This is a genomic window from Arthrobacter glycogeni (assembly GCF_054510815.1).
In genome coordinates this window covers 12,327-32,427 of sequence record NZ_JBTNDV010000004.1, presented here as the reverse complement: position 1 = coordinate 32,427, position 20,101 = coordinate 12,327, and the positions used below count along the sequence as shown (strand labels likewise).

Here is a 20,101-nt window from a genome sequence, read left to right as displayed (position 1 = left end):
GTAAATTGTTACTGGGAAAGAGTTGAATTATTCAGGGCGTGCGGGGGCCGCTCAAGGCCTTCGACGACGCTCTCTGCGGGGTCGGTGCCAAGGTCGACGATGCGGTTCCGCCCGTCGACGTGGACCACGGTCGGCAGGAAGTGGTGCGCCTCGGCGTCGGTCAGTTGCGCGTAGGTGATCAGGATGACCGTGTCGCCGCGGTGGACCAGGTGGGCTGCCGGTCCGTTGATGCCCAGCACTCCGGAACCGCGCTCGCCGGCAATCGTGTAGGTCTCCAACCGGGCCCCGTTGGTGACATCCACAATCGAGACCATCTCACCGGGCAGAATGTCGGCGGCCTCAAGCAGGTCGAGGTCCACGGTGACAGAACCCACGTAGTGCAGGTCTGCGTGGGTTACCGTGGCGCGGTGAATTTTGGACTTGAACATTGTGCGATTCATCAGCATCCAGTCTACCGCCGTCCCGGAGCGCCCCGCTATGTGCTGTTGCCCACGCTCACCGGGCGGGTTTCCCGACGTCGGTGTGCAGGTTTGCCCGGATAGTGCACCGGACGTCGTCGTTCACCGGGGTGGCGGGCCGGGACACACGGGTGGACAGCGAGAACCTGAGCAAACTTGCACACCCGCGCCGAATCCGACGGTGGTCAGGCGTCGGACGCCTTCCGGAGGGCGCGTCCCATGATCGCCGAGGTCAATGCCGCCACGAGTTCCTGATTGGCGAGAGGATTGCTGAGGAGGGTGAAGTCGACGGCGCCCACCGGCGGCAGATTAAAGCGGTTGCTGACCTGCACCAGGTCCTCGGGGATCAGGGACTGCGGGAACACGGCGAGGCCGATCCCGGCGCGGGCGGCCGCGAGGACACCGTTAATCTCCCGGGTGTTGCAGGTAATGCGCCAGGTCCGGCCGGCCTTTTCGAGGGCATCGATGGCCATTTGGCGGGTGAGGCTGGGGGACTGGTAGACGATCAGCGGGACCGGCGCGCCGTCCTCGAGGGTGGTTTTTCCGTGCCCGGCCCAGACCAGTTGATCACTTTGCACCAGGGTTCCCTCCCCGGTGCCGCTCATGTACTTGATGAAGATCAGGTCCAGTTGGCCCGCACGCAACCGGCGGAGCAGGAGCGGGCTCTGGGTCACGGTGAGTTCGAGATTGATCTGCGGATAGAGCTGACGGAAATGGCGGAGGATGCGTGGCAGCTGAGTGATGGCCAGGTCATCGGCGACGCCGAACCGGAGCCTGCCGCGCATCGCCGAGCCGGAGAAGTAGACCAGCGCCTGCTCCTGCGCTGCGAGGATGGTCCGCGCGAAGCCGGCCATGGCATCCCCATTGTCGGTCAGACTCACGCCGCGGGTGTCGCGCGAGATCAGGAGCCGCCCGGCCGCCTCTTCCAGCTTCCTGATGTGCTGACTAACCGTGGGCTGGCTCAGGTTCAGTCGGCCCGCGGCGCCGGTGAAACTCAGCGTCTCAGCGACGGCGAGGAAGGTCTTCAACTGAACGGGGTCGTACATAAGTTTCACCACTCATTACGTTTTCGAATACGAGTTATAGCCACCATACGCTTTCATTATGAATCGGTGGTGCGTAGCGTGGAGAAGGTTCCCACCCTCTGCACAGGAAGACACCTTGGCACCCCCACCGCCCTCCGCCGGCCCGGCCGGAGACCCCACGCTTACCGCACCCCTGCCGATCACCACCCAGCGTCCGGCCTGGCGTGACACGTTCATCTCGCTTCGTATCCCCAACTTCCGCAGCTTTGCGATCTCCCACCTGATTGCGGTGATTGCGGTCTGGATGCAACGCATCGCCCAGGACTGGATGGTGCTGGAGCTCTCCGGCTCGGTCACCGCCGTCGGCATCACCGTGGCACTGCAGTTCGCGCCGTTCCTTCTGCTCGGCCCGTGGGGCGGCATCATCGCCGACCGGTATCCCAAGCGGCTTCTGCTGATGATTACGCAGAGCCTGGCCGCCCTGATGGCGGCTGTGATGGCGGTTCTGGCCCTCACCGGTGTGGTGGAGGTGTGGCACGTTTACGTCATCGCCTTCGTGCTGGGACTGGTGACGGTGGTGGATGCACCCGCCCGGCAGGTGTTTGTCAATGACCTGGTGGGGCCGGTTCACCTGCGGAACGCGATCAGTCTCAACTCATCAATCTTCCAGGTCGGCGCGATGGTGGGTCCTGCTGTCAGCGGCGTGCTGATCACAGCCATCGGCGGCGGGTGGGCGTTCGCGGTGAACGCCGTCGCCTGCCTCTACACCGTCCTCACCCTCGCCCTCCTGAAGACCGACCAGCTGTCGGTTGCCGTCCGGGCCACCCGGACCAAGGGACAGCTCCGGGAGGGAGTCCGCTACGTGAGAGGTAAGCCAGCCATCTTCTGGTGCATGCTCACCGGCGCGTTTGTTTCGGTGTTCGCCATGAGTACCCCGGTCCTGATGGCCGCTTTTGCCGACACCGTTTTTGACTCGGGCGCCCAGGGCTATGGGTTTCTCAACACGGCGCTGGCAACCGGGTCGCTGGTCGGTGCTCTTGCGTCCACCCGGCGCACCAACCTGAGACTGCGCGGGGTGCTCGGCGGCGCAGCGGCGTTCGGCGGTTTTATGGCCCTCGGGTCGGTGGCCCCCAACCAGACAGTTTTCGCCGTCCTGATGTTCTTCGCGGGCATCGGCTGCCTCTGGTTCATCACCGGGGCGAACCAGTTGGTGCAGGTCTCCTCTAACCTGGCCATTCGGGGCCGGGTGATGGCGCTGTACATGATGGTCCTCATCGGTGGGCAGGCGATTGGTGGGCCAATGATCGGCTGGCTTGCCGAAAACATCGGGGCGCACCCCACGGTGCTGATTGCCGGAGGGGTGCCCCTGCTCGCCTCGGCGGTATTCGCTGTCGTGCTCGCACGGAAGGGTCAGCTGACGCTGCGGTTCCGCTACACCGCTACCCCCAGACAACGACGGCGGCTGTTGGCGATCGTCCCCAAGTCACCCGACGCACGAAGCCACGCGGCCGTCTAATCCCGTCACCTTGTCCGGCGCGTGCCTGGCGGAAGAATGTGCGCAGGTGTGGCGGGTGAAGTAGGTCTTGATTCGCCACGGCTGCGCAAAGCCCGGGGGCTGCCGCCGGTGGGCGATAATGCCGTATGACTGTTGTCCTCGTTGTGGTTCTCTTCATTCTCGCCGCCGTCGCCGAGATCGGTGGCGCCTGGTTAGTGTGGCAGAGCATCAGAGAGGGCCAGCCGTGGTGGTGGGCGGGTCTGGGAGTGATGGCCCTCGCGGCCTACGGGTTCATTGCCACCCTGCAGCCGGATGCCAACTTCGGGCGGATCCTTGCCGCATACGGCGGGATCTTCGTCGCGGGGTCGCTGGCCTGGGGCATGGTGTTCGACGGGTTCCGGCCCGACCGCTGGGACTTCGCGGGGTCGGCTCTGTGCCTGGTCGGTGTGGCAGTGATCATGTTCGCGCCGCGACCGGTGGCCTGAAGCGACGCTCAGGTCCGCCAGGCGACCTCCTGCCACCCGAAGGCGGCGGATGAAAAGTGGAGCGGGCGACGGGAATCGAACCCGCGTATCGAGCTTGGGAAGCTAGCGCTCTACCATTGAGCTACGCCCGCCTGAAGACCAGCCACAACCATGGCGTGAATCCCGGCAAAACAACGAGATTCAGCCTACCTCACCTGTGCCCTCTCGAAAACACTGGGTGTCAGGCGCCCGGCGGCCGGTATTTCACCTCTCCAGCTACCCGCAGGGCATTCAGGGTCTCCTCGACGCTCATGAGAACAGTTGTCTCATGGGCGCTCAGAGCCCCACCCTGGGTGATGGCCAGGGCCACCGCGGCCATCGACGCGTTGTCGGGTGCTTCCCACAGGCTGTACCCGTCGTGGGTGCCGAACGCGTACCAGAAACCGTGCAGCGTCCCGCCGACCGACTCGATGTAGGCCCGCGCCGCCGCTCCCCGGTCTTCAGGGTTGGCGATCAGCCGGGCCCACGTCTCAGGGGTGTAACTGAACTTCGATAGATAGAGTGGCATTGCCTTCCCTTTCCTCGGGCGCCGGACTGGCCGGCTACGCCCCAGTCTAGAATCTGCCAGCATAAAAGGACCCCCGGATCGGCCAGGAATTGCTGCGGCGAAGGTGGGTACCCTAAGACCATGAGCGTCGAGAAAAACACCCGGCACCTGGAAGCGGGCCTCCAGACGGATTTCACCGCCACAATGAGCTACGGCTCGTACCTTTCGCTGGGTGATCTGCTCTCGGCGCAGCACCCGGTGAGCCGCCCCGAGCACCACGATGAAATGCTGTTCATCATCCAGCACCAGACCTCTGAGCTGTGGCTGAAGCTCGTCCTGCACGAGCTCCGCGCCGTCAGGGCCAAACTGCAGGTTGATGACCTGCGGTCGGCGATGAAGGGGATCGCCCGGATCAAGCACATCCAGCGCTCCCTGACCGAGCAGTGGTCAGTCCTGGCGACCCTCACCCCCTCCGAATACGCAGAGTTCCGCGGTGACCTGGGCGCCGCCAGCGGATTCCAGTCCTACCAGTACCGCGCCGTGGAGTTTCTGCTCGGCAACAAGAACGCCGGCATGCTTGAGGTCTTCGCCAATGACCCGGCCGCCCGGGAGCTGCTGGCCACGCTGCTCGACCAGACGAGCATCTACGACGAGTTCATCCGCTTCCTCGCCCGCCGGGGACACGATGTCCCCACCGAACTACTGGACCGGGACGTCCGGACAGCCCACGTGTTCAACCCTGAGCTGGTTCAGGTTTACAAGGCGGTGTACGAGAACGCAGAGGACAACTGGGACCTCTACGAGGCCTGCGAGGAGCTGGTGGACCTTGAGGACAACTTCCAGCTTTGGCGGTTCCGGCACCTGAAGACTGTCGAACGCACCATCGGTTTCAAACGTGGCACCGGCGGGTCCTCCGGCGTCGGGTTCCTGCAGAAGGCACTGGAGCTCACCTTCTTCCCCGAGCTTTACGCAGTGCGCACGGAGATCGGCCGATAACCACTAACGTCGAGGACTGCGGTATTTTTGAACCGTGCTGATCTCCGACCGCGACATCCGAACCGAAATTGACCGCCAGCGAATCGTGCTGGACCCCTATGACGAGGCGATGGTCCAGCCATCCAGCGTGGACGTCCGGATTGACCGTTACTTCAGGTTGTTCGACAACCACAAGTACGCTCACATTGACCCGGCGGAAGATCAGCCTGAGTTGACCCGGCTGGTGGAAGTTTCCCCGCACGAACCGTTTATCCTGCACCCCGGAGAGTTCGTCCTCGGCTCAACCTACGAGACGGTGACTCTACCCGACGACATTGCCGCGCGGTTGGAGGGCAAGTCATCCCTCGGCCGACTCGGCCTGCTGACGCACTCCACCGCCGGCTTCATCGATCCAGGCTTCTCCGGTCACGTCACCCTCGAGCTCTCCAATATGGCCACCCTGCCCATCAAGTTGTGGCCCGGATCCAAGATTGGGCAGCTCTGCTTCTTCAGGCTCACCTCCCCGTCGGAACATCCCTACGGCTCCGGCCCCTACGGCAACCGCTATCAGGGCCAGCGCGGCCCGACGGCGTCGCGCAGCCACCAGAATTTCCACCGCACCGCCATCTGAGCGTGGGTGCTTCCGGCCCGACCGCTAGTGGGACGGTACGACGGCGATAGCCACCCGGGCGGGCGGCTTGACCGGGAGTAACACCAGTAGGCCAGCCAGCAGCACCACAAGAATGCCGATGATCCCGAACCGCTGCTCACCGAAGATGATGATTGACGTGGCAAACAGGGCAGGGGCCAGGAAGCTGACCGCCCGGCCGGTAGTCGCGTAAAGGCCAAACAGTTCACCCTCCTCCCCAGCCGGCGCCAGCCGGGCCAGGTACGCGCGGGATGAGGCCTGGGCCGGACCGACGAACAGGGTGAGCATCAAGCCGAACACCCAGAACGTCACATCACCGGTCCAGGTGAAACCGAAGACGTCGCGGGTGCTGGGCCCTAAAATCAGTACCGCGGAGCCGGCGATCAGCAGACCGATCAGCGAGACGATGATGACCCGCTTCGGCCCCACCCGGTCATCCAGGAAGCCACCGACAATCGCTCCCATGGCGGCGATCAGGTTGCCTGCGATGGCGAAGACGATCACCTCGCTCAGGGTGAAACCGAAGGTGCCCGCCGCGATGATGCCGCCGAAGGTGAAGACGGCCGCCAGTCCGTCACGGAAAATCGCGCTGGCCAGCAGAAAAAAGATGGTGTGGGGGCTGGTGCGATAGATGGCCTTGACCCGCCGGAACAGCAGGCCGTAGGACGCGAGGAACCCCAACTGGGCTGCTTTCTCCTTCCTGGGCACCTCCGGGACGGCGAACATCACGGGCAACGCAAACGCGAGGAACCAGAGCGCCGAGAACACTGCCACCAACCGGATGTTCAGGCCGTCAGCGGTGTCGGAACCGAACCAGGCGAAGATCGGCTCCACGAAGGCCACCAGCACCAGCACCAGGGCGACGATGCCGCCGACATAACCCATCGCCCAACCAAATCCGCTGATCCGGCCGATGCTGTCCGGGGTGGAAATCTGGGTCAGCATCGCGTTGTAGTTCACGCCGGCAAACTCGAAGAAGACGTTGGCCAGCGCGATCAGCGCGACGCCCAGGAGCAGGAACTCGGGCTGGGGGTAGACGAAGAAGCACAGCCCCGTCAGCAGTGCCACAACCAGGCTGTTCACCCCGAGCCAAAGCTTGCGGCGGCCGCCGTTGTCCGAGCGCTGCCCCGTCACGGGTGCCAGCAAAGCAATCAACACCCCAGCGGTGGCAAGCCCCCAGCCAAGTATCACTGACGCCTGGTCCTCCCCGCCAAACGCATCACTGGTGAGGTACACGGTGAACACGAAGGTGGTCATCACAGCGTTGAAGGCGGCCGATCCCCAATCCCATGAGGCCCACGCAAGAACCGGCCGGGACAGTAACCGGCCCGCACCGCCAGGAGCACCGGGCGAGGGGCCCTCCGGTGGGCCTGTCGGGAGGAAAGGTGATGGCACAGGCTGGGGGAAATCCACGCTCATACGGTGAATGCTATCCCGCCACTCCAAAGAATAGAGGAGAACAGTGGCGCGCGGTCGCGCAAACGTAACGGCATCAGCTGGTATTCCGCGAATCCGTGGACAGCCGCCCACGGCGTAACGCGGCCTGCCTGCCAGTATTCCGCAGGTAGAATAGATGGAAGCCCTTGACCGTCCGTGCTGGTAACAGCTGACCGTCTCATCTGAGAGATCAGGAGATCATCGTGCTCATCGTGCTCATCGCGTTGTTCGCCGTGTCTCTCAGCGCGCCCCTGATCTTCCGGCGGCTCGGCCGCTCGGCCTTTTATGTACTTGCCGCCGTCCCCGCGGCGGCGTTCGTCTGGCTGATTGCCACGTTCGGTCAGTACACGGGAGAGGGCCAGAGCCTCCCGGAAGGTCAGCCCAACGCACCGCCGTCGATAGTTTTCCAATGGATCCCCGACCTCAAGCTCGAACTGGCGTTCAGGATGGACACGCTGTCAGCAGTCCTGTCGCTGCTCATCCTGGGTATCGGCGCCCTCGTGCTGTTCTACTGCGCTCGGTACTTCAAACAAGATGAGTCGAACATCGGCCCGTTCGGCGCCCAACTGCTCGCCTTCGCGGGCTCGATGTTCGGGCTGGTCACCGCCGACGACCTGATCCTGCTGTTCATCTTCTGGGAACTGACCACAGTGCTGTCCTACCTGCTGATCGGTTACTCGCGGCACCGTCTGGCGGCCCGACGCGCGGCCCTGCAGGCCCTGATCGTGACCACCTTCGGCGGCCTGACGATGCTGGTGGGCATGATCATGCTCGGCCAGACCGCCGGGACCTACCGGATCTCGGACATCATGGCCCAATCCGATGCGCTGCTCGCCACCGGGATGGTGGTCGACGTCGCCGTCGGGCTGATCCTCGTGGGCGCGCTCACCAAATCCGCGCTGATCCCCTTCCACTTTTGGCTTCCCGGCGCGATGGCGGCGCCCACACCGGTGAGCGCCTACCTGCACGCCGCCGCCATGGTCAAGGCCGGCATCTACCTGGTGGCCCGGTTCGCGCCGGGGTTCGCCGAGGCCGCGTCCTGGACGCCGATGGTGATGACCCTCGGACTTGCGACCATGCTCGTCGGCGGCTGGCGAGCGCTGCGGCAGCATGACCTCAAACTGATCCTTGCCTACGGGACGGTCAGCCAGCTTGGCTTCCTCACCATGGTGGTCGGGTTGGGCGGGCCAGGCGGTGCGCTGGCCGGGTTGGGTTTGCTCGTTGCCCACGGGCTGTTCAAGGCAACCCTATTCCTCGTCGTCGGCATCATTGACCATCAGTCGGGTACCCGTGACATCCGCAAACTCGCGGGGATCCGCCGGACCGCGCCAGTGCTGGCCGTCGTCGCCACCATCGCCGCGGCATCCATGGCCGGGCTGCCGCCCTTGCTGGGGTTCGTCGCCAAGGAGTCGGTCTTTGAGACCTTCGTCCACCAGGCCGAGACCGACCCCACGCCCCTCGGGGCGATACTGCTCGTCGGCATTGTTGCCGGTTCGGCCCTCACCTTCGGCTACAGTGCCCGGTTTGTCTGGGGCGGATTTGCGGGCAAAGGAAAGGAACCCACCCCGTTCAAGACCGTCGAAAAGTCCTTCCTCCTCGCCCCGGCGGTGCTCACCGTATGCACAGTGGTCCTCGGTTTCTGGCCGGCCCCGCTGGATTCCATCATCCAGCCGTACGTCACCCTCTTCGAGGCCGACGGCGAGGAACGTTACCTCGCCCTCTGGCACGGGTTCACACCCGCCCTGCTGCTGTCCGGGGTGACTATCGCCGCCGGGCTGCTGCTGTTCTGGTTCCGCGCCCACGTGGAACGCGCCCAGGCCAAGGTTCCGTCGCTGGTTGATGCCGAGCGCGGCTACAAGTACACCATTGGGACCCTCGACGACGTCGCCGTCTGGGTCACCGGCCGCACCCAGCGTGGTTCGCTGGCGTTCTACCTGTTCGTCATCCTGACCATGGCCATCCTGACCCCGCTGACGGCGATCGTCTTCTACGACGCCCCGCTACCGGACCAATGGCACCTCGCTGACTCTCCGGGCCAGATGGTCGCCGGCGTCGTCATTATCCTCGGGGCCCTCGCGGCCCTCCGCGCCACCAAACGCTTCATGGCGGTCCTGATGGTGGGCGTCACCGGCTACGGGATGGCGCTCATTTTCGCTCTGCAGGGTGCACCCGATCTGGCACTGACCCAGATGCTGGTGGAAACCATCGTCCTGGTGGCATTTGTCCTCGCCCTCCGCTCCCTGCCAGCCCGGCTGTGGCAGCGGGAACCTGGCCGGTACCGGTTGCTGCGAGCGGTGCTGGGCATCTCCTTCGGCCTGGTGATGGCCGCGATCGCCATGTCCTCCATGGCCTCCCGCGTCGCCGTCCCGGTGTCGCTGGAATACCCTGCGTTGGCCTACGACGACGGCGGCGGAGAGAACATCGTCAACGTCACGCTCGTGGATATCCGGGCGTGGGACACCTACGGCGAAATCTCCGTCCTGGCCATCGCTGCCACGGGCATTGCCAGCCTGATCTTCATCCGCGGGCGCGGCGACACCCGCCAGCGGGCGAAGAGCGTCAAATCCGGAACTGTTGACCGTGGACAGGAGCCGATTGCCAAGTTCGGCCGGGAAGCTGCAGCCTTGGAACTGGCGCGGAAGTTCTCGTCGGTTTCCCGCGACGCCTGGCTGGTCGCAGGCCGCACCCTCGCTCCCGAACGCCGCTCCATCATCTTCGAAGTGGTCACCCGGCTGCTCTTCCACTCGATCATCATCTTCTCGATTTACCTGCTCCTTGCCGGCCATAATCTTCCGGGCGGCGGGTTCGCTGGTGGCCTGATGGCGGGGCTGGCCCTCACCGTGCGGTACCTGGCCGGTGGACGCTTCGAGCTTGCAGAGGCCAGCCCGGTCAGTGCGGGCGTCCTGCTGGGAACGGGAATGGCCACCGCGTCGCTGACCGCCGTCGTGCCCGTCCTTCTGGGCGGCCAGATCCTGCAAAGCGCCATCCTCGAATTCACCATGCCCGTCTTCGGGGACGTCAAATTCGTCACCTCCACGATCTTCGATATCGGTGTCTACCTGGTGGTGGTGGGGCTGGTCCTCGACGTGCTGCGCAGCCTCGGATCGGAGATTGATGAGCGCAGCGAAGGCCTTTCAGCGACCGACGACCCGGACGACATGCAGGCCCAACAGCAAGAACACACCGAATCCGGCGAGGGAGTGGTCCGATGAGCGTGAACATCACCCTGCTGGTGGTGATGGCCGCCCTGTTCGCGGCAGGCATCTACCTCCTATTGGAACGCAGCCTGACCAGGGTACTTCTGGGCCTGATTCTCCTTGCCAACGGCGCCAACATCCTGCTTCTTTCGACCGGGGGCCAAGCGGGCGTCGCTCCGCTGTTTTCGGCGGACATTCCCGCCGAGGACTACTCCGATCCGCTGCCCCAGGCGCTGATCCTCACGTCCATTGTGATCTCCTTCGCCGTGACGGCTTTCATGCTGGGCATCATCTACCGGTCCTGGGTGCTGGGCCGTCGCGACGAGGTCCAGGATGACATGGAAGACCGCAGGGTGGCGAGCCAGGGCAGCTTCGATGCCGAAGACGACGCCGACGTTCCCGAGGAGACAACAGAATTCACTCCGCTGGAGGAAGCTGAGGAAGCCCCTGGATCTCAAAACGCCGGAGTCCTCAGCCCTCCCTCCGACCCGAAGGAGTCCCGGTGAACATCGCAAGCCTCGCACCGTTGGCCGTAGTCTTGCCGTTCCTCGGCGCGGCAATTGCCTTTCTACTGATCCGTCATTCCCGGTCCCAGCGCGCGGTCAGCATCTCGACTCTCAGTATCACCCTGGTGCTCGAACTGTTTCTGCTGCACAATGCCGCCAACCATGGGGCGACGGCGGTGTTCATCGGCGGGTGGATGCCGCCGTTCGGGATCACCCTGGTTGTCGACCAATTCTCGGCCCTGATGCTGGTCATCTCCACGGCCGTCAGCCTCGCCGTGCTGATCTACGCTACCGGGCAGGGTATGACGGACGGCGATGAAGACGGACCGATTTCGATCTTCCACCCCACCTACCTGATCCTGGTGGCCGGCGTCTCCAACGCTTTCATGTCCGGAGACCTCTTCAACCTGTACGTGGGCTTTGAGATCCTGCTGACCGCAAGCTACGTCCTGATGACCCTGGGCGGAACCACGCCACGGATCCGGGCGGGCGTCACCTATGTGGTCGTCAGCGTGGTGTCCTCCCTGCTCTTCCTCATCGCGATTGGCATGATCTATGCCGCCACCGGCACTATCAACCTGGCAGACCTCGCGATCAAGCTCGGCGAGATAGACCCCTCCACCCAGATGATGCTGCACCTGATGCTGCTGGTCGCCTTCGGGATCAAGGCGGCGGTGTTCCCACTCTCCTTCTGGCTCCCGGACTCCTACCCGACGGCGCCCGCGCCCGTTACCGCCGTGTTCGCCGGGTTGCTCACCAAGGTTGGCGTCTACGCGATGGTGCGCACCGAGACGCTGCTCTTTCCTGGGGACCGGATCAACACCTTGCTGATGGTGGTAGCCATCCTCACCATGCTGGTGGGGATCCTGGGTGCCCTGGCTCAGGCGGACATCAAACGAATGTTGTCCTTCACCCTGGTTAGCCACATCGGGTTCATGATTTTTGGGCTGGCGATCTCGACAGTGGTCGGGTTGGGCGCCGCGATCTTCTATGTGGCTCACCACATCACGGTGCAGACCAGCCTGTTCCTGGTCACCGGGCTCATCGAACGCCGCGGTGGGACCGCCAACATGGACCGTCTCGGTGGGCTTGCCAGGATATCCCCCTTGCTGGGCGTCCTTTTCTTCATCCCGGCGATGAACCTGGCCGGCATCCCTCCCTTCTCAGGTTTCCTGGGCAAGCTAGGCATCCTGCAGGCCGGGGTGGAGCTGGGTTCGCCGATCGCCTACAGTGCCGTCGCCGCCAGTGTGCTCACCAGCCTGCTGACCCTGCTGGCGGTAGCCCGGGTCTGGAACCGCGCGTTCTGGCGTCGCCCCGAAGACGCCCTCCACCCGGATCCGATCCTGCTGGCCACCAAAGCTGATGGCTCCTCGGTTCGCACCTCGCAGCGCGTCAACGGCGAATCCACCGGCCGATTCTCAGGGCGGAATCCGGTAGACCTGCTGCCCCGTACCATGGTCGGCCCAACGATGGGGCTGGTCGGGCTGGGCGTGCTCCTGACGCTGCTGGCAGGGCCGCTCTTCGAAATCAGCGACAATGCTGCACGGAACATGCTGGAGCGCACCGACTACATCGATGCTGTCCTCGGCGAGGGGAGCACTCCATGAGTCGGCAGCGGATCCCCTTCATCACCGAATTGCCTTTGATTATCTGGCTGGTGATCGTCTGGGGCGCCCTGTGGCAGGACTTCAGCGTAGGCAACCTCGTCTTTGGCGGACTGATCGCCTACGGGGTTGCCAACCTGCTCTACCTTCCGCCGGTGGAGCTCAGTGGCCGGTTCAATGTGCTGTACGCGGTGCCCTTCACGGGGCGCTTTATCTACAAACTTGTAGTCGCGAGCTTCGAGGTGTTCTGGCTCTCCGTTACCCGCGGTCCACGGCTCGTCAACGCTGTTGTCGCGGTGCGGCTGCGCAGCCAGTCTGACCTGTTGGTGACCGCCACTGGCCACGCGCTGTCCCTGATTCCAGGGTCCTTGATCGTCGAGGTGGACCGGTCTACGTCCACCCTGTACCTGCATTGCCTGAACGTCGCAACGCCCGAGGACGCTGCAAAGATCCGAGCTGATGTGCGCGCCACCGAAGCCTGGCTCATCCGGATGATGGGAACCCGGGACGACCTCGTGTTGCTGAAGACCGAAATGCGCTTTGCCGCGGAGAACGCGAACCACCAAGGAGGGGCCAATACATGATGGTCGCTGCTATCACCATCGCCGGAGGATTCCTCATCCTGGCGGCCCTGTGTGCGCTTTACCGGATTGCCCGCGGCCCGTCGATCCTGGACCGGGTGCTGGCCATCGACGTGCTGCTTGCAACCATCGGTGGAGCGCTCGCCATGGACATGGCCGTCAACCGGCATCTAGATAATGTGGTGCTCCTGGTCGCCATCTCGGTGATCGGGTTCATCGGTTCGGTCACCGTGGCCCGCTTTGTCACGGACAGGAGCAGGACATGAGCGACACAGTGACCGATGCCCTGACCGCCCTGCTGCTCATGGGTGGAGCTCTGATGTCGTTGGCGGCCGGGATCGGACTGCTCCGGTTCCCTGACCTGCTGACCCGGATGCACGCGGCCACCAAACCACAGGTACTGGGGTTGCTCTTGTTCCTGCTGGCGATGGGGCTGCAACTGCGCAGTTGGGTGTTGGTTCCTGTCCTGGTGGTGTGCTGGATTTTCATGCTGCTGACCGTCCCGGTCTCAGCACACATGGTGGGCCGGGCAGGCTACCGGACCAAGCACATGAGGCGTGATCTGCTCAGCATGGACGAACTGGATGAGGTAGTGGAGCGTGCGGCCAACAAAAGGGCGCCCGGTCGGAAACCGACCGAGCGCCCCGAGGATACGTAGTACTGTCTACGTCAGATTGCGGGTCTTCGCGAAGCGCAGGGCTGCCTTCTGGGTGGTGCGGTTGGTCAGCACCTGTAAAACGGCACGCACGGCTCCCGAGATCAGAGCGAACGCGATGGCGGAACGCAGGCTGTTTTCGAGGGCATCCTCTTCCTTTGGTGTCGATTTGCCGGTGGCCTTATGCCAGATAAAATCCACTAGCTTGGCGCCAACAATGCCAGCGCCAAGGCTCAGCGCAACGCCGAGCAGTTTCATAAGCTGATTCATGGGTTTCTCCTTCGGTGGTGGCTTTTTTCCAAGCCTAGCGTTTCCCTCCGGCTACGACGACGCGCCTCCCGCCATCGGACTCTCCCATCCCTGCCGCGTTGGCAGCCAGGAACACCACGGGTGTAGAGTCGAGATTGCTAAACATACGACAGGGGAGCGCCGTCCATCCAGGTGGGCGGGCGCTGAGAGTGCGGACTGCCGCAGACCCTCGAACCTGATCCGGCTAGTACCGGCGAAGGGAGTCGAGTATCTCAGGGTGCCCGGCCAGCGGCATTGCTGCGGGCCGGTCTACCCTCCCCTCCTGCACCTCAGGAGGATTCTTCATGGCTTCATCAACAGCACAGACCCACAGCACCCCCACCTTTCGGACCCGCAATCAATGGCGGGTGGTCGATATCGTGGTCGCCTCGGTGGTGGCGGTCGCCGTCGGGGTGGTGTTTTTCGCCTGGTCGGCTGGCTACACGGGTATTTCAGCCCTCACCGGTGCCTTCCCTCCACTGGCCGGTCTCTACACCGGCGGCTGGCTGATCGCCGGAGTCCTCGGGGGCCTCATCATCAGGAAACCGGGCGCCGCCATCTACTGCGAGGTGCTGGCAGCAGCCGTTTCGGCGATGCTCGGCACCCAGTTCGGACTGACCACCCTGTTGTCCGGCCTCATCCAGGGGATCGGCGCGGAGCTGATCTTCCTGCTCTTTCTGTACCGCACGTGGAACCTTGGCGTGGCACTGCTTGCGGGCCTCGGCTCCGGGCTCGCCTTGGCGATCAGCGAGAACGTCCTCTACAACGCGCTGTGGGCGGTGGAGTGGCAGTTGATGTACGTGGCATTCGCTGCCATCTCGGGGGTAGTGATTGCCGGGTTGGTCTCCTGGCTGGCGGTCCGAGCCCTGGCCAAAACGGGAGTCCTCTCGGCTTTCGCCTCCGGACGAACGGCTGACGTCTAACCGGGATGGCTGAACTGGTCAGCGCTCCGGCCGTCAGCATCAGCGCGCAGGGCTGGAGTTGGCGCCACGCCGGGCGCAAGATCCCCGCGGTCCAGGACCTTGACCTGGCGGTCGCGCCTGGTGAGCGGGTGTTGCTGTTGGGTGCGTCCGGGTCAGGGAAATCGACCCTGCTGCACGGGCTGGCCGGGGTCCTCGGGGACGAGGGGCAGGGCGAACAGCACGGGTCCCTCACCCTCGATGGCCAGCCCCCGGGGGCAGTGCGCGGGCGCGCCGGACTGGTCCTCCAGGACCCCGACACGCAGATCGTGCTGGCCAGGGTGGGCGACGAGGTGGCTTTTGGTGCCGAGAACCAAGCCGTTCCCCGGACGGAGATTTGGGAACGTGTCCGACGCGCGCTCGACGACGTCGGGCTGGCCGTCCCCCTGAACCATCCGACAACGGCACTCTCCGGGGGCCAGAAGCAACGCCTGGCGCTGGCGGCAGTGCTGGCGATGCAGCCGGGGTTGCTGCTCCTCGACGAACCCACGGCTAACCTCGACCCGGCCGGCGTGCTGGAGGTACGCGACGCCGTCGTGCGGGTCCTGGACCGCACCGGCGCCACGTTCGTGGTGGTGGAGCACCGGGTGGCCGTGTGGGCCGACGTGGTGGACCGGGTGGTGGTGCTTGCGGCCGACGGCGGTATCCTCGCTGATGGACCGCCCGGCACGGTGCTCACCGACCCGGCGGCCCGCGCCCGGCTGGCGGAAGCCGGAGTGTGGATCCCCGGCCAACAACGGACGCCCCCCGTGCTGCGGCCCGAGCCGGGGGAAGCGCTGCTCGCAGCGAGCGGACTCGCGGTGGCGCGGACCAAGCGCGGCCCGGCCGTGCTCGACGGCGTCAATGTCACCCTGAGCGCAGGATGCTCTCTGGGAATTGTCGGTCCCAACGGGGGAGGGAAGTCGACGCTTGCACTGACCCTCGCTGGCCTGCTACCGACGCGGGGCGGCCGGTTGGAGGCGGCACCCGCGCTAACCCGTGGCATCGGGAGCAATCCGCACGCCTGGAAGTCGGCGCAACTGGTGACCCGCATCGGAACGGTCTTTCAGGAACCCGAACACCAGTTCCTGACCCACCGGGTGATCGACGAGCTGGAGTTTGGTCCCCGGCGGTTGGCGGGCAGCGACGAGGCAGCAGTGCGACGGCGGGTGGATCCCATCGCCGAGCGGCTCAGGCTGACCTCGCTGTTGCAGGCCAACCCGTTCACGCTGTCCGGCGGCGAAAAGCGGAGGCTCTCGGTGGCGACCATGCTGGTCACCGATCCTGACATCCTGGTGCTGGACGAGCCCACCTTCGGGCAGGATGCCAACACTTGGGCGGAACTGGTGGCACTGCTGGCGGAACTGATCCACAACGGCGGCAGCCTCCTCGCGGTCACGCATGACCAGGAATTCACCGCAGCGCTGGGGAGCCGGGTGCTGCGGGTCGACGATCGCCGGGCCGTGCTGGAGGCGACGTTGTGAGCGTCAATGTTCTGACCCCCCAGCTCACGGGACGGCTGCTGTCACGGGCCAACCCGTTGTCGAAGCTGTTCGCCGCTGTGCTGGTAACGATCGTGGTGATGCTCAGCATCGATTGGGTGAGCGCCGCCGTCGTCCTCGGGTGTGAACTGCTGCTGCTGCCGCTGAGCGGCATCAGCGCCTGGCAACTGCTGAAGCGGACCTGGCCCCTGGTGGCGGCAGCGGTGGTCGCCGCCTACGGCACGGCACTGCTGGCCGAGAAGACCGGCGCGGTCCTGCTGGAAATTGGGCCGATCCTGTTCACCCAGGACTCGGTGAACTCGGGGATCGCCATTGGTCTACGCGGGCTGGCCATCGCCCTTCCCGGTATTTTACTGCTGAGCACCACCGACCCGACAGATCTGGCCGATGCGCTGGCGCAAAAGCTGCGGCTGCCGCACCGCTTTGTGTTGGGTGCCCTGGCGGGGTTGCGGCTTGTCGGGTTGCTGGTCGATGAGTGGCGGACCCTCGGACTGGCCCGGCATGCACGGGGCGTCGGGTCTGAAGGTAACCCGGTGGCCCGGCTGAAAAGCTTTCTTGGGCAGGCGTTTGGCCTGATCGTGCAGGCTATCCGCCGTGCCACCCGGCTGGCGGTCGCCATGGAGGCGCGCGGTTTCGGGGCCGGAGACCGCACCTGGGCGAGGGAAAGCACCTTCAGCCGGCTCGACCTCTGGGTCTGTCTGGCGGGGATACTGATCGCCGGGGCCGCGGTGACCGCAGCGGTACTGGCGGGGACCTGGAACTTCCTCCTCGGCGCGTCCTAAGGAGCTCGGCGCCGTCCAGCGATCTCGGCGGCCCGCCGGCGGAGATGGTCACGTTCCGCTTCGTTCCCGCATAAGGCGATAGCGGCGTCGAATGAGGCACCTGCCTCAGCGTTCCGCCCCGCGCGAACCAGGAGTTCCGCCCGCACCGCAGGCAGCCGGTGATGATGGGGGAGCCGTCCGTCTAGCCCATCGAGCAACAGGAGCCCGGCGTCCGGCCCATCGGCTTCCATCACCGCAACAGCGCGCGCGAGGCGGACCACCGGCGAACCGGTCAGCGCGTCCAACTCGGCGTACAGGTAGGCGATGCGTCCCCAGTCGGTCTCTGCTGCGCGCGCGGCGACCGCGTGCTGGGCAGCGATCCTCGCCTGGAGCGCATAGTCCCTGGCCAGAGCAAGACTGTCGGCGGGGACCCGTCCCAGCAGTTCCAGCCCAACGCCGATCTCGCCGGTGTGCCACTGGCTGCGATCCTGATCGGGAAGGAGCACCAGCGCCCCAGAGGGTGAGACCCGAGCGTCCCGACGGGAATGCTGCAGGGTCATCAGGCTCAGCAGGGCGAGCACGACCGGTTGGTCAGGAAGCAGGGCATCAAGCACCCGTGCCAACCGGATGGCCTCGGCCGCTGACGACGTCCGTACCGGTCCATCGCCGGTGGCCGGCGCGTACCCGGAGGTGAACACAAGGTAGATGACGGCGGCGACGACGTCCAGCCGTTCGGCCATCCGCTCCGGTGCGGGCACGGTGAAGGGGATGCCAGCTGCCGCCACCTTCTTTTTCGCCCGGGTGAGGCGGGCCGCCATGGTTGGCTCCTGCACCAGGAATAGCCGGGCGATCTCGCTGACGTTCAGCCCGTTGACGAACCGGAGGGACAACGCCGCCCGGGCGTCGGGGGACAGAGCGGGATGGCAGCAGGTGAAGAGCATCCTTAGCCGCTCGTCGGGGATGTGCCCGCCGTCGTCGACGGCGTTGGCCGCTGCGTCCCGCGCCTCGGCGTCCACCACCATCAGCGGTTCCCGGCGTTGCGCGATGGCCTCCGAACGCACCCGATCAAGGGCCCGACGGCGGGCGGCAGTCAGCAGCCACGCCGCCGGCGACTCCGGGATGCCGTCGCGCGGCCAGGTGCGTACCGCCGTGGCAAAAGCATCAGTCAGCGCGTCCTCGGCCAGATCCAGGCGACGGAAGCGGCCCACCAGGAGGGCCAGCAACCGCGCCCAGTGCTCTTGCCAGGCCCGCTCGAGCGCGACCGCTGCGGCATCGGGTAGACCCGGCATCGGCGTTGGCCTTTAGTACTCGACGACGGGACGCAGTTCGACCGTGTATTCGGGCAGCAGCTTCACCAGGTCAACCGCCACGTCAAGGTCGGGGACGTCGAGCACATAGAACCCGCCCAGCTGCTCCGCGGTCTCCGCGAACGGTCCATCGGTGAGGCCCACCTGGTTGCCTCGACGGCGTACCGTCGTGGCGGTGGACACGGGGGCGAGGGCTTCACCCGCGATGACCTTCCCCCGTCGGCGTGCGGCCTCGGAGAAGGCATCATGTTCGGCCATGTACCGCGCTTGCTCGGACTCGGTGGCGTTGGCCCAGACCGACTCATCCTGGTACAGAAACACTGCGACTTTCATTTAGCCGCCCTCGCTCGGTCGGATCGTGGCCCGGATCTCCGCCGGCCCGGTGGTATCAGCCAATAACTCATTGACCAGTTTCGTCAGCGCTTCTACGTTGTCGGTTTCCACCAGATAGAACCCGCCCAGCTGTTCGGCGGTCTCGGTGTAGGGGCCGTCCGTGATGCCCACAGTCTCGCCGCGGAGGATCCTGGCGGTTGCGGACGGCTGCAATTCGGCGCCGCCGGTCATGGTGTGCCCGTCTTCGGCGCAGCGCCGGGCGAACTCGGTGTGTCGGCCGTACGTCGCGGCTCGTTGCTCGGGGGTCGCTTCCTGCCAGGCTGTCTCGTTGTCGTGTAGCAGGATGATGTATTCGGTGCTCATCGCATCTCCTATCGTGCCCTTGTGAGGACGCCGTTTGCGTCGCTCATTTTCATGACGGTCGAATGGAGCCGAAATCGACACCCGGCTCAGGAAATTTTTGCCACCAACTCCGACAGCTCGGCAGTGAGCTCAGGGGCAGCGGCGATCTGCTGACCGTCGAGGGAATTTACCGGGGCGAGGAGACGGATGCTGGAAATCAGCCAGACGCCGTCGGCGTCGTACAGGTCAGCCGGGACCAGCGGCCCGTACCCCAGTTCCCACCCCGCAGCCTTCGCCACCGTGAACAACGCGTTCTGCGAGGTCCCGGGCAGGATCCCGCTTTCCAGCTGCGGGGTCAGCAGCGTCTTGATGCCGTCCCGGACCCGGGCCAGCAACACGGTCGACGTCGGCCCCTCCAGGACCTTGCCGTCGGAGGACGTGAAGATGACGTCGTCGGCGTCGTGGTCGTGCGCATACCTGACGGCCGCCATGTTGACGGCGTAGGACAGGGTCTTCGCTCCCATCAGCAACCACGGAGCCCGTTGCGCCACAGTGCTGTCGTAGCCACGGTCCAACAACAGCACGGCCAGACCGTCTCGCCGCTGACGTTGCGTCCTGGCTGGGACCGGGGACACCTGCACCCAGGCGGTGGGGGAATCGGCACCCTCAACGCCGCGGGTGACCATGAGCTTCACCGCCAGTTCCACGTCGGCCGGACCCGTCGTCGTCGCGGCGTACGCGTCGAGCGCGGTGGCGATGGCCCGACGCCAAGCATCCTGGGCGGGCAGGTCCAGGTTGAGCGCGTGTGCCGATGACCCGAGCCGGTCGAGGTGGGCCTGCACCTTCCGGGCTTCCCCATTGAGCGCCAGCAGGGACTCGAAGATGCCATCCCCGCGGGTGGCGCCGAGGTCGGTGGCCATCAGTTGCGGCACCGAGGCGTCAGCGACGCGGCCGTTGTCGTAGTCAGGATCGAGGAACACGAGAACAGTCATGGCATCAGCATAGTTGCGCGTCGGCCGACGACGGTGTCCTTGGCC

General features: G+C 65.2%; 22 protein-coding genes, 1 tRNA gene and 1 riboswitch. Of the genes, 13 read left to right on the top strand and 10 right to left on the bottom strand.

Translation table 11 applies throughout. The annotated features are described in order from the left end of the window. Positions 1-8: 8 nt before the first annotated feature. Both panD and ACX80G_RS05595 read right to left on the bottom strand, forming a co-directional pair. Positions 9-440 (bottom strand): aspartate 1-decarboxylase, encoded by a 432-nt coding sequence (panD, locus tag ACX80G_RS05600; RefSeq protein ID WP_459306289.1) that lies wholly within the window; start codon positions 438-440, stop codon positions 9-11. A gap of 203 nt (positions 441-643) precedes the next feature. Next, on the bottom strand, positions 644-1,504 hold the full coding sequence (locus ACX80G_RS05595; protein WP_459306288.1) for a LysR substrate-binding domain-containing protein: 861 nt from the start codon (positions 1,502-1,504) through the stop codon (positions 644-646). Between the two features lie 115 nt (positions 1,505-1,619). Between ACX80G_RS05595 and ACX80G_RS05590 the strand changes: the two genes are divergently transcribed. Together ACX80G_RS05590 and ACX80G_RS05585 are read left to right on the top strand one after the other, a co-directional pair. Beyond that, a complete protein-coding gene (locus tag ACX80G_RS05590) occupies positions 1,620-2,999 on the top strand; it encodes an MFS transporter (protein ID WP_459306287.1) in 1,380 nt (459 codons plus the stop codon). 125 nt (positions 3,000-3,124) lie between these two features. Beyond that, positions 3,125-3,463, top strand: coding sequence for a YnfA family protein (locus tag ACX80G_RS05585; RefSeq protein ID WP_459306285.1), 339 nt, complete (start codon positions 3,125-3,127; stop codon positions 3,461-3,463). A 57-nt stretch (positions 3,464-3,520) separates the two neighbouring features. On the opposite strand, the gene ACX80G_RS05580 is transcribed toward ACX80G_RS05585, so the two are convergent. Then, positions 3,521-3,594 (bottom strand) — tRNA-Gly (locus ACX80G_RS05580). Between the two features lie 89 nt (positions 3,595-3,683). Next, positions 3,684-4,010 carry a GYD domain-containing protein gene (locus ACX80G_RS05575; protein ID WP_459306284.1) on the bottom strand — a complete coding sequence of 109 codons (327 nt, stop codon included), beginning with the start codon at positions 4,008-4,010 and terminating at the stop codon, positions 3,684-3,686. 120 nt (positions 4,011-4,130) lie between these two features. Between ACX80G_RS05575 and kynA the strand changes: the two genes are divergently transcribed. After that, on the top strand, positions 4,131-4,985 hold the full coding sequence (gene kynA, locus ACX80G_RS05570; protein WP_459306283.1) for a tryptophan 2,3-dioxygenase: 855 nt from the start codon (positions 4,131-4,133) through the stop codon (positions 4,983-4,985). Between the two features lie 34 nt (positions 4,986-5,019). Further along, on the top strand, positions 5,020-5,595 hold the full coding sequence (gene dcd / locus ACX80G_RS05565) for a dCTP deaminase (protein WP_459306282.1): 576 nt from the start codon (positions 5,020-5,022) through the stop codon (positions 5,593-5,595). 24 nt (positions 5,596-5,619) lie between these two features. Here dcd and ACX80G_RS05560 read toward each other — a convergent pair whose 3' ends face one another. Next, the gene (locus tag ACX80G_RS05560) at positions 5,620-7,032 is read right to left on the bottom strand and encodes an MFS transporter (protein WP_459306281.1); all 1,413 of its coding nucleotides are present in this window, start codon (positions 7,030-7,032) and stop codon (positions 5,620-5,622) included. Between the two features lie 221 nt (positions 7,033-7,253). Between ACX80G_RS05560 and ACX80G_RS05555 the strand changes: the two genes are divergently transcribed. The 6 genes from ACX80G_RS05555 to mnhG are packed head-to-tail and all read left to right on the top strand — an operon-like array spanning position 7,254 to position 13,596. Further along, a complete protein-coding gene (locus ACX80G_RS05555; protein WP_459306280.1) occupies positions 7,254-10,262 on the top strand; it encodes a Na+/H+ antiporter subunit A in 3,009 nt (1,002 codons plus the stop codon). Next, the gene (locus tag ACX80G_RS05550) at positions 10,259-10,753 is read left to right on the top strand and encodes a Na(+)/H(+) antiporter subunit C (protein WP_459306278.1); all 495 of its coding nucleotides are present in this window, start codon (positions 10,259-10,261) and stop codon (positions 10,751-10,753) included. The genes ACX80G_RS05555 and ACX80G_RS05550 overlap by 4 nt, the downstream gene beginning before the upstream one ends. After that, complete coding sequence (locus ACX80G_RS05545) at positions 10,750-12,360, top strand: Na+/H+ antiporter subunit D (protein ID WP_459306277.1); 1,611 nt, start codon at positions 10,750-10,752, stop codon at positions 12,358-12,360. Before ACX80G_RS05550 ends, ACX80G_RS05545 begins: the two co-directional genes overlap by 4 nt. Continuing rightward, positions 12,357-12,941 (top strand): Na+/H+ antiporter subunit E, encoded by a 585-nt coding sequence (locus tag ACX80G_RS05540; RefSeq protein ID WP_459306275.1) that lies wholly within the window; start codon positions 12,357-12,359, stop codon positions 12,939-12,941. Before ACX80G_RS05545 ends, ACX80G_RS05540 begins: the two co-directional genes overlap by 4 nt. Continuing rightward, positions 12,941-13,204 (top strand): MrpF/PhaF family protein, encoded by a 264-nt coding sequence (locus ACX80G_RS05535; protein WP_459306652.1) that lies wholly within the window; start codon positions 12,941-12,943, stop codon positions 13,202-13,204. The genes ACX80G_RS05540 and ACX80G_RS05535 overlap by 1 nt, the downstream gene beginning before the upstream one ends. Next, positions 13,201-13,596 carry a monovalent cation/H(+) antiporter subunit G gene (gene mnhG, locus ACX80G_RS05530; RefSeq protein ID WP_459306274.1) on the top strand — a complete coding sequence of 132 codons (396 nt, stop codon included), beginning with the start codon at positions 13,201-13,203 and terminating at the stop codon, positions 13,594-13,596. Before ACX80G_RS05535 ends, mnhG begins: the two co-directional genes overlap by 4 nt. Positions 13,597-13,602: 6 nt before the next feature. Here mnhG and ACX80G_RS05525 read toward each other — a convergent pair whose 3' ends face one another. Beyond that, the gene (locus ACX80G_RS05525) at positions 13,603-13,863 is read right to left on the bottom strand and encodes a DUF4235 domain-containing protein (protein ID WP_459306273.1); all 261 of its coding nucleotides are present in this window, start codon (positions 13,861-13,863) and stop codon (positions 13,603-13,605) included. 140 nt (positions 13,864-14,003) lie between these two features. Beyond that, positions 14,004-14,121, top strand: a riboswitch (TPP riboswitch). 65 nt (positions 14,122-14,186) lie between these two features. Here ACX80G_RS05525 and ACX80G_RS05520 point away from each other — a divergent pair. The 3 genes from ACX80G_RS05520 to ACX80G_RS05510 are packed head-to-tail and all read left to right on the top strand — an operon-like array spanning position 14,187 to position 17,103. Beyond that, on the top strand, positions 14,187-14,804 hold the full coding sequence (locus tag ACX80G_RS05520) for an ECF transporter S component (protein WP_459306271.1): 618 nt from the start codon (positions 14,187-14,189) through the stop codon (positions 14,802-14,804). Between the two features lie 5 nt (positions 14,805-14,809). Beyond that, complete coding sequence (locus ACX80G_RS05515) at positions 14,810-16,303, top strand: ABC transporter ATP-binding protein (protein WP_459306270.1); 1,494 nt, start codon at positions 14,810-14,812, stop codon at positions 16,301-16,303. Beyond that, a complete protein-coding gene (locus ACX80G_RS05510; protein ID WP_459306268.1) occupies positions 16,300-17,103 on the top strand; it encodes an energy-coupling factor transporter transmembrane component T family protein in 804 nt (267 codons plus the stop codon). Before ACX80G_RS05515 ends, ACX80G_RS05510 begins: the two co-directional genes overlap by 4 nt. On the opposite strand, the gene ACX80G_RS05505 is transcribed toward ACX80G_RS05510, so the two are convergent. The 4 genes from ACX80G_RS05505 to ACX80G_RS05490 form a co-directional block, all read right to left on the bottom strand. Beyond that, positions 17,100-18,371 carry an RNA polymerase sigma factor gene (locus ACX80G_RS05505; RefSeq protein ID WP_459306267.1) on the bottom strand — a complete coding sequence of 424 codons (1,272 nt, stop codon included), beginning with the start codon at positions 18,369-18,371 and terminating at the stop codon, positions 17,100-17,102. The two genes, ACX80G_RS05510 and ACX80G_RS05505, sit on opposite strands and share 4 nt — an antisense overlap. Positions 18,372-18,383: 12 nt before the next feature. Further along, positions 18,384-18,722 (bottom strand): YciI family protein, encoded by a 339-nt coding sequence (locus ACX80G_RS05500; protein ID WP_459306265.1) that lies wholly within the window; start codon positions 18,720-18,722, stop codon positions 18,384-18,386. After that, positions 18,723-19,085 (bottom strand): YciI family protein, encoded by a 363-nt coding sequence (locus ACX80G_RS05495; protein WP_459306263.1) that lies wholly within the window; start codon positions 19,083-19,085, stop codon positions 18,723-18,725. It lies immediately after the preceding gene. An 86-nt stretch (positions 19,086-19,171) separates the two neighbouring features. Next, positions 19,172-20,056 carry an aminodeoxychorismate lyase gene (locus tag ACX80G_RS05490; protein WP_459306261.1) on the bottom strand — a complete coding sequence of 295 codons (885 nt, stop codon included), beginning with the start codon at positions 20,054-20,056 and terminating at the stop codon, positions 19,172-19,174. Positions 20,057-20,101 lie beyond the last annotated feature (45 nt).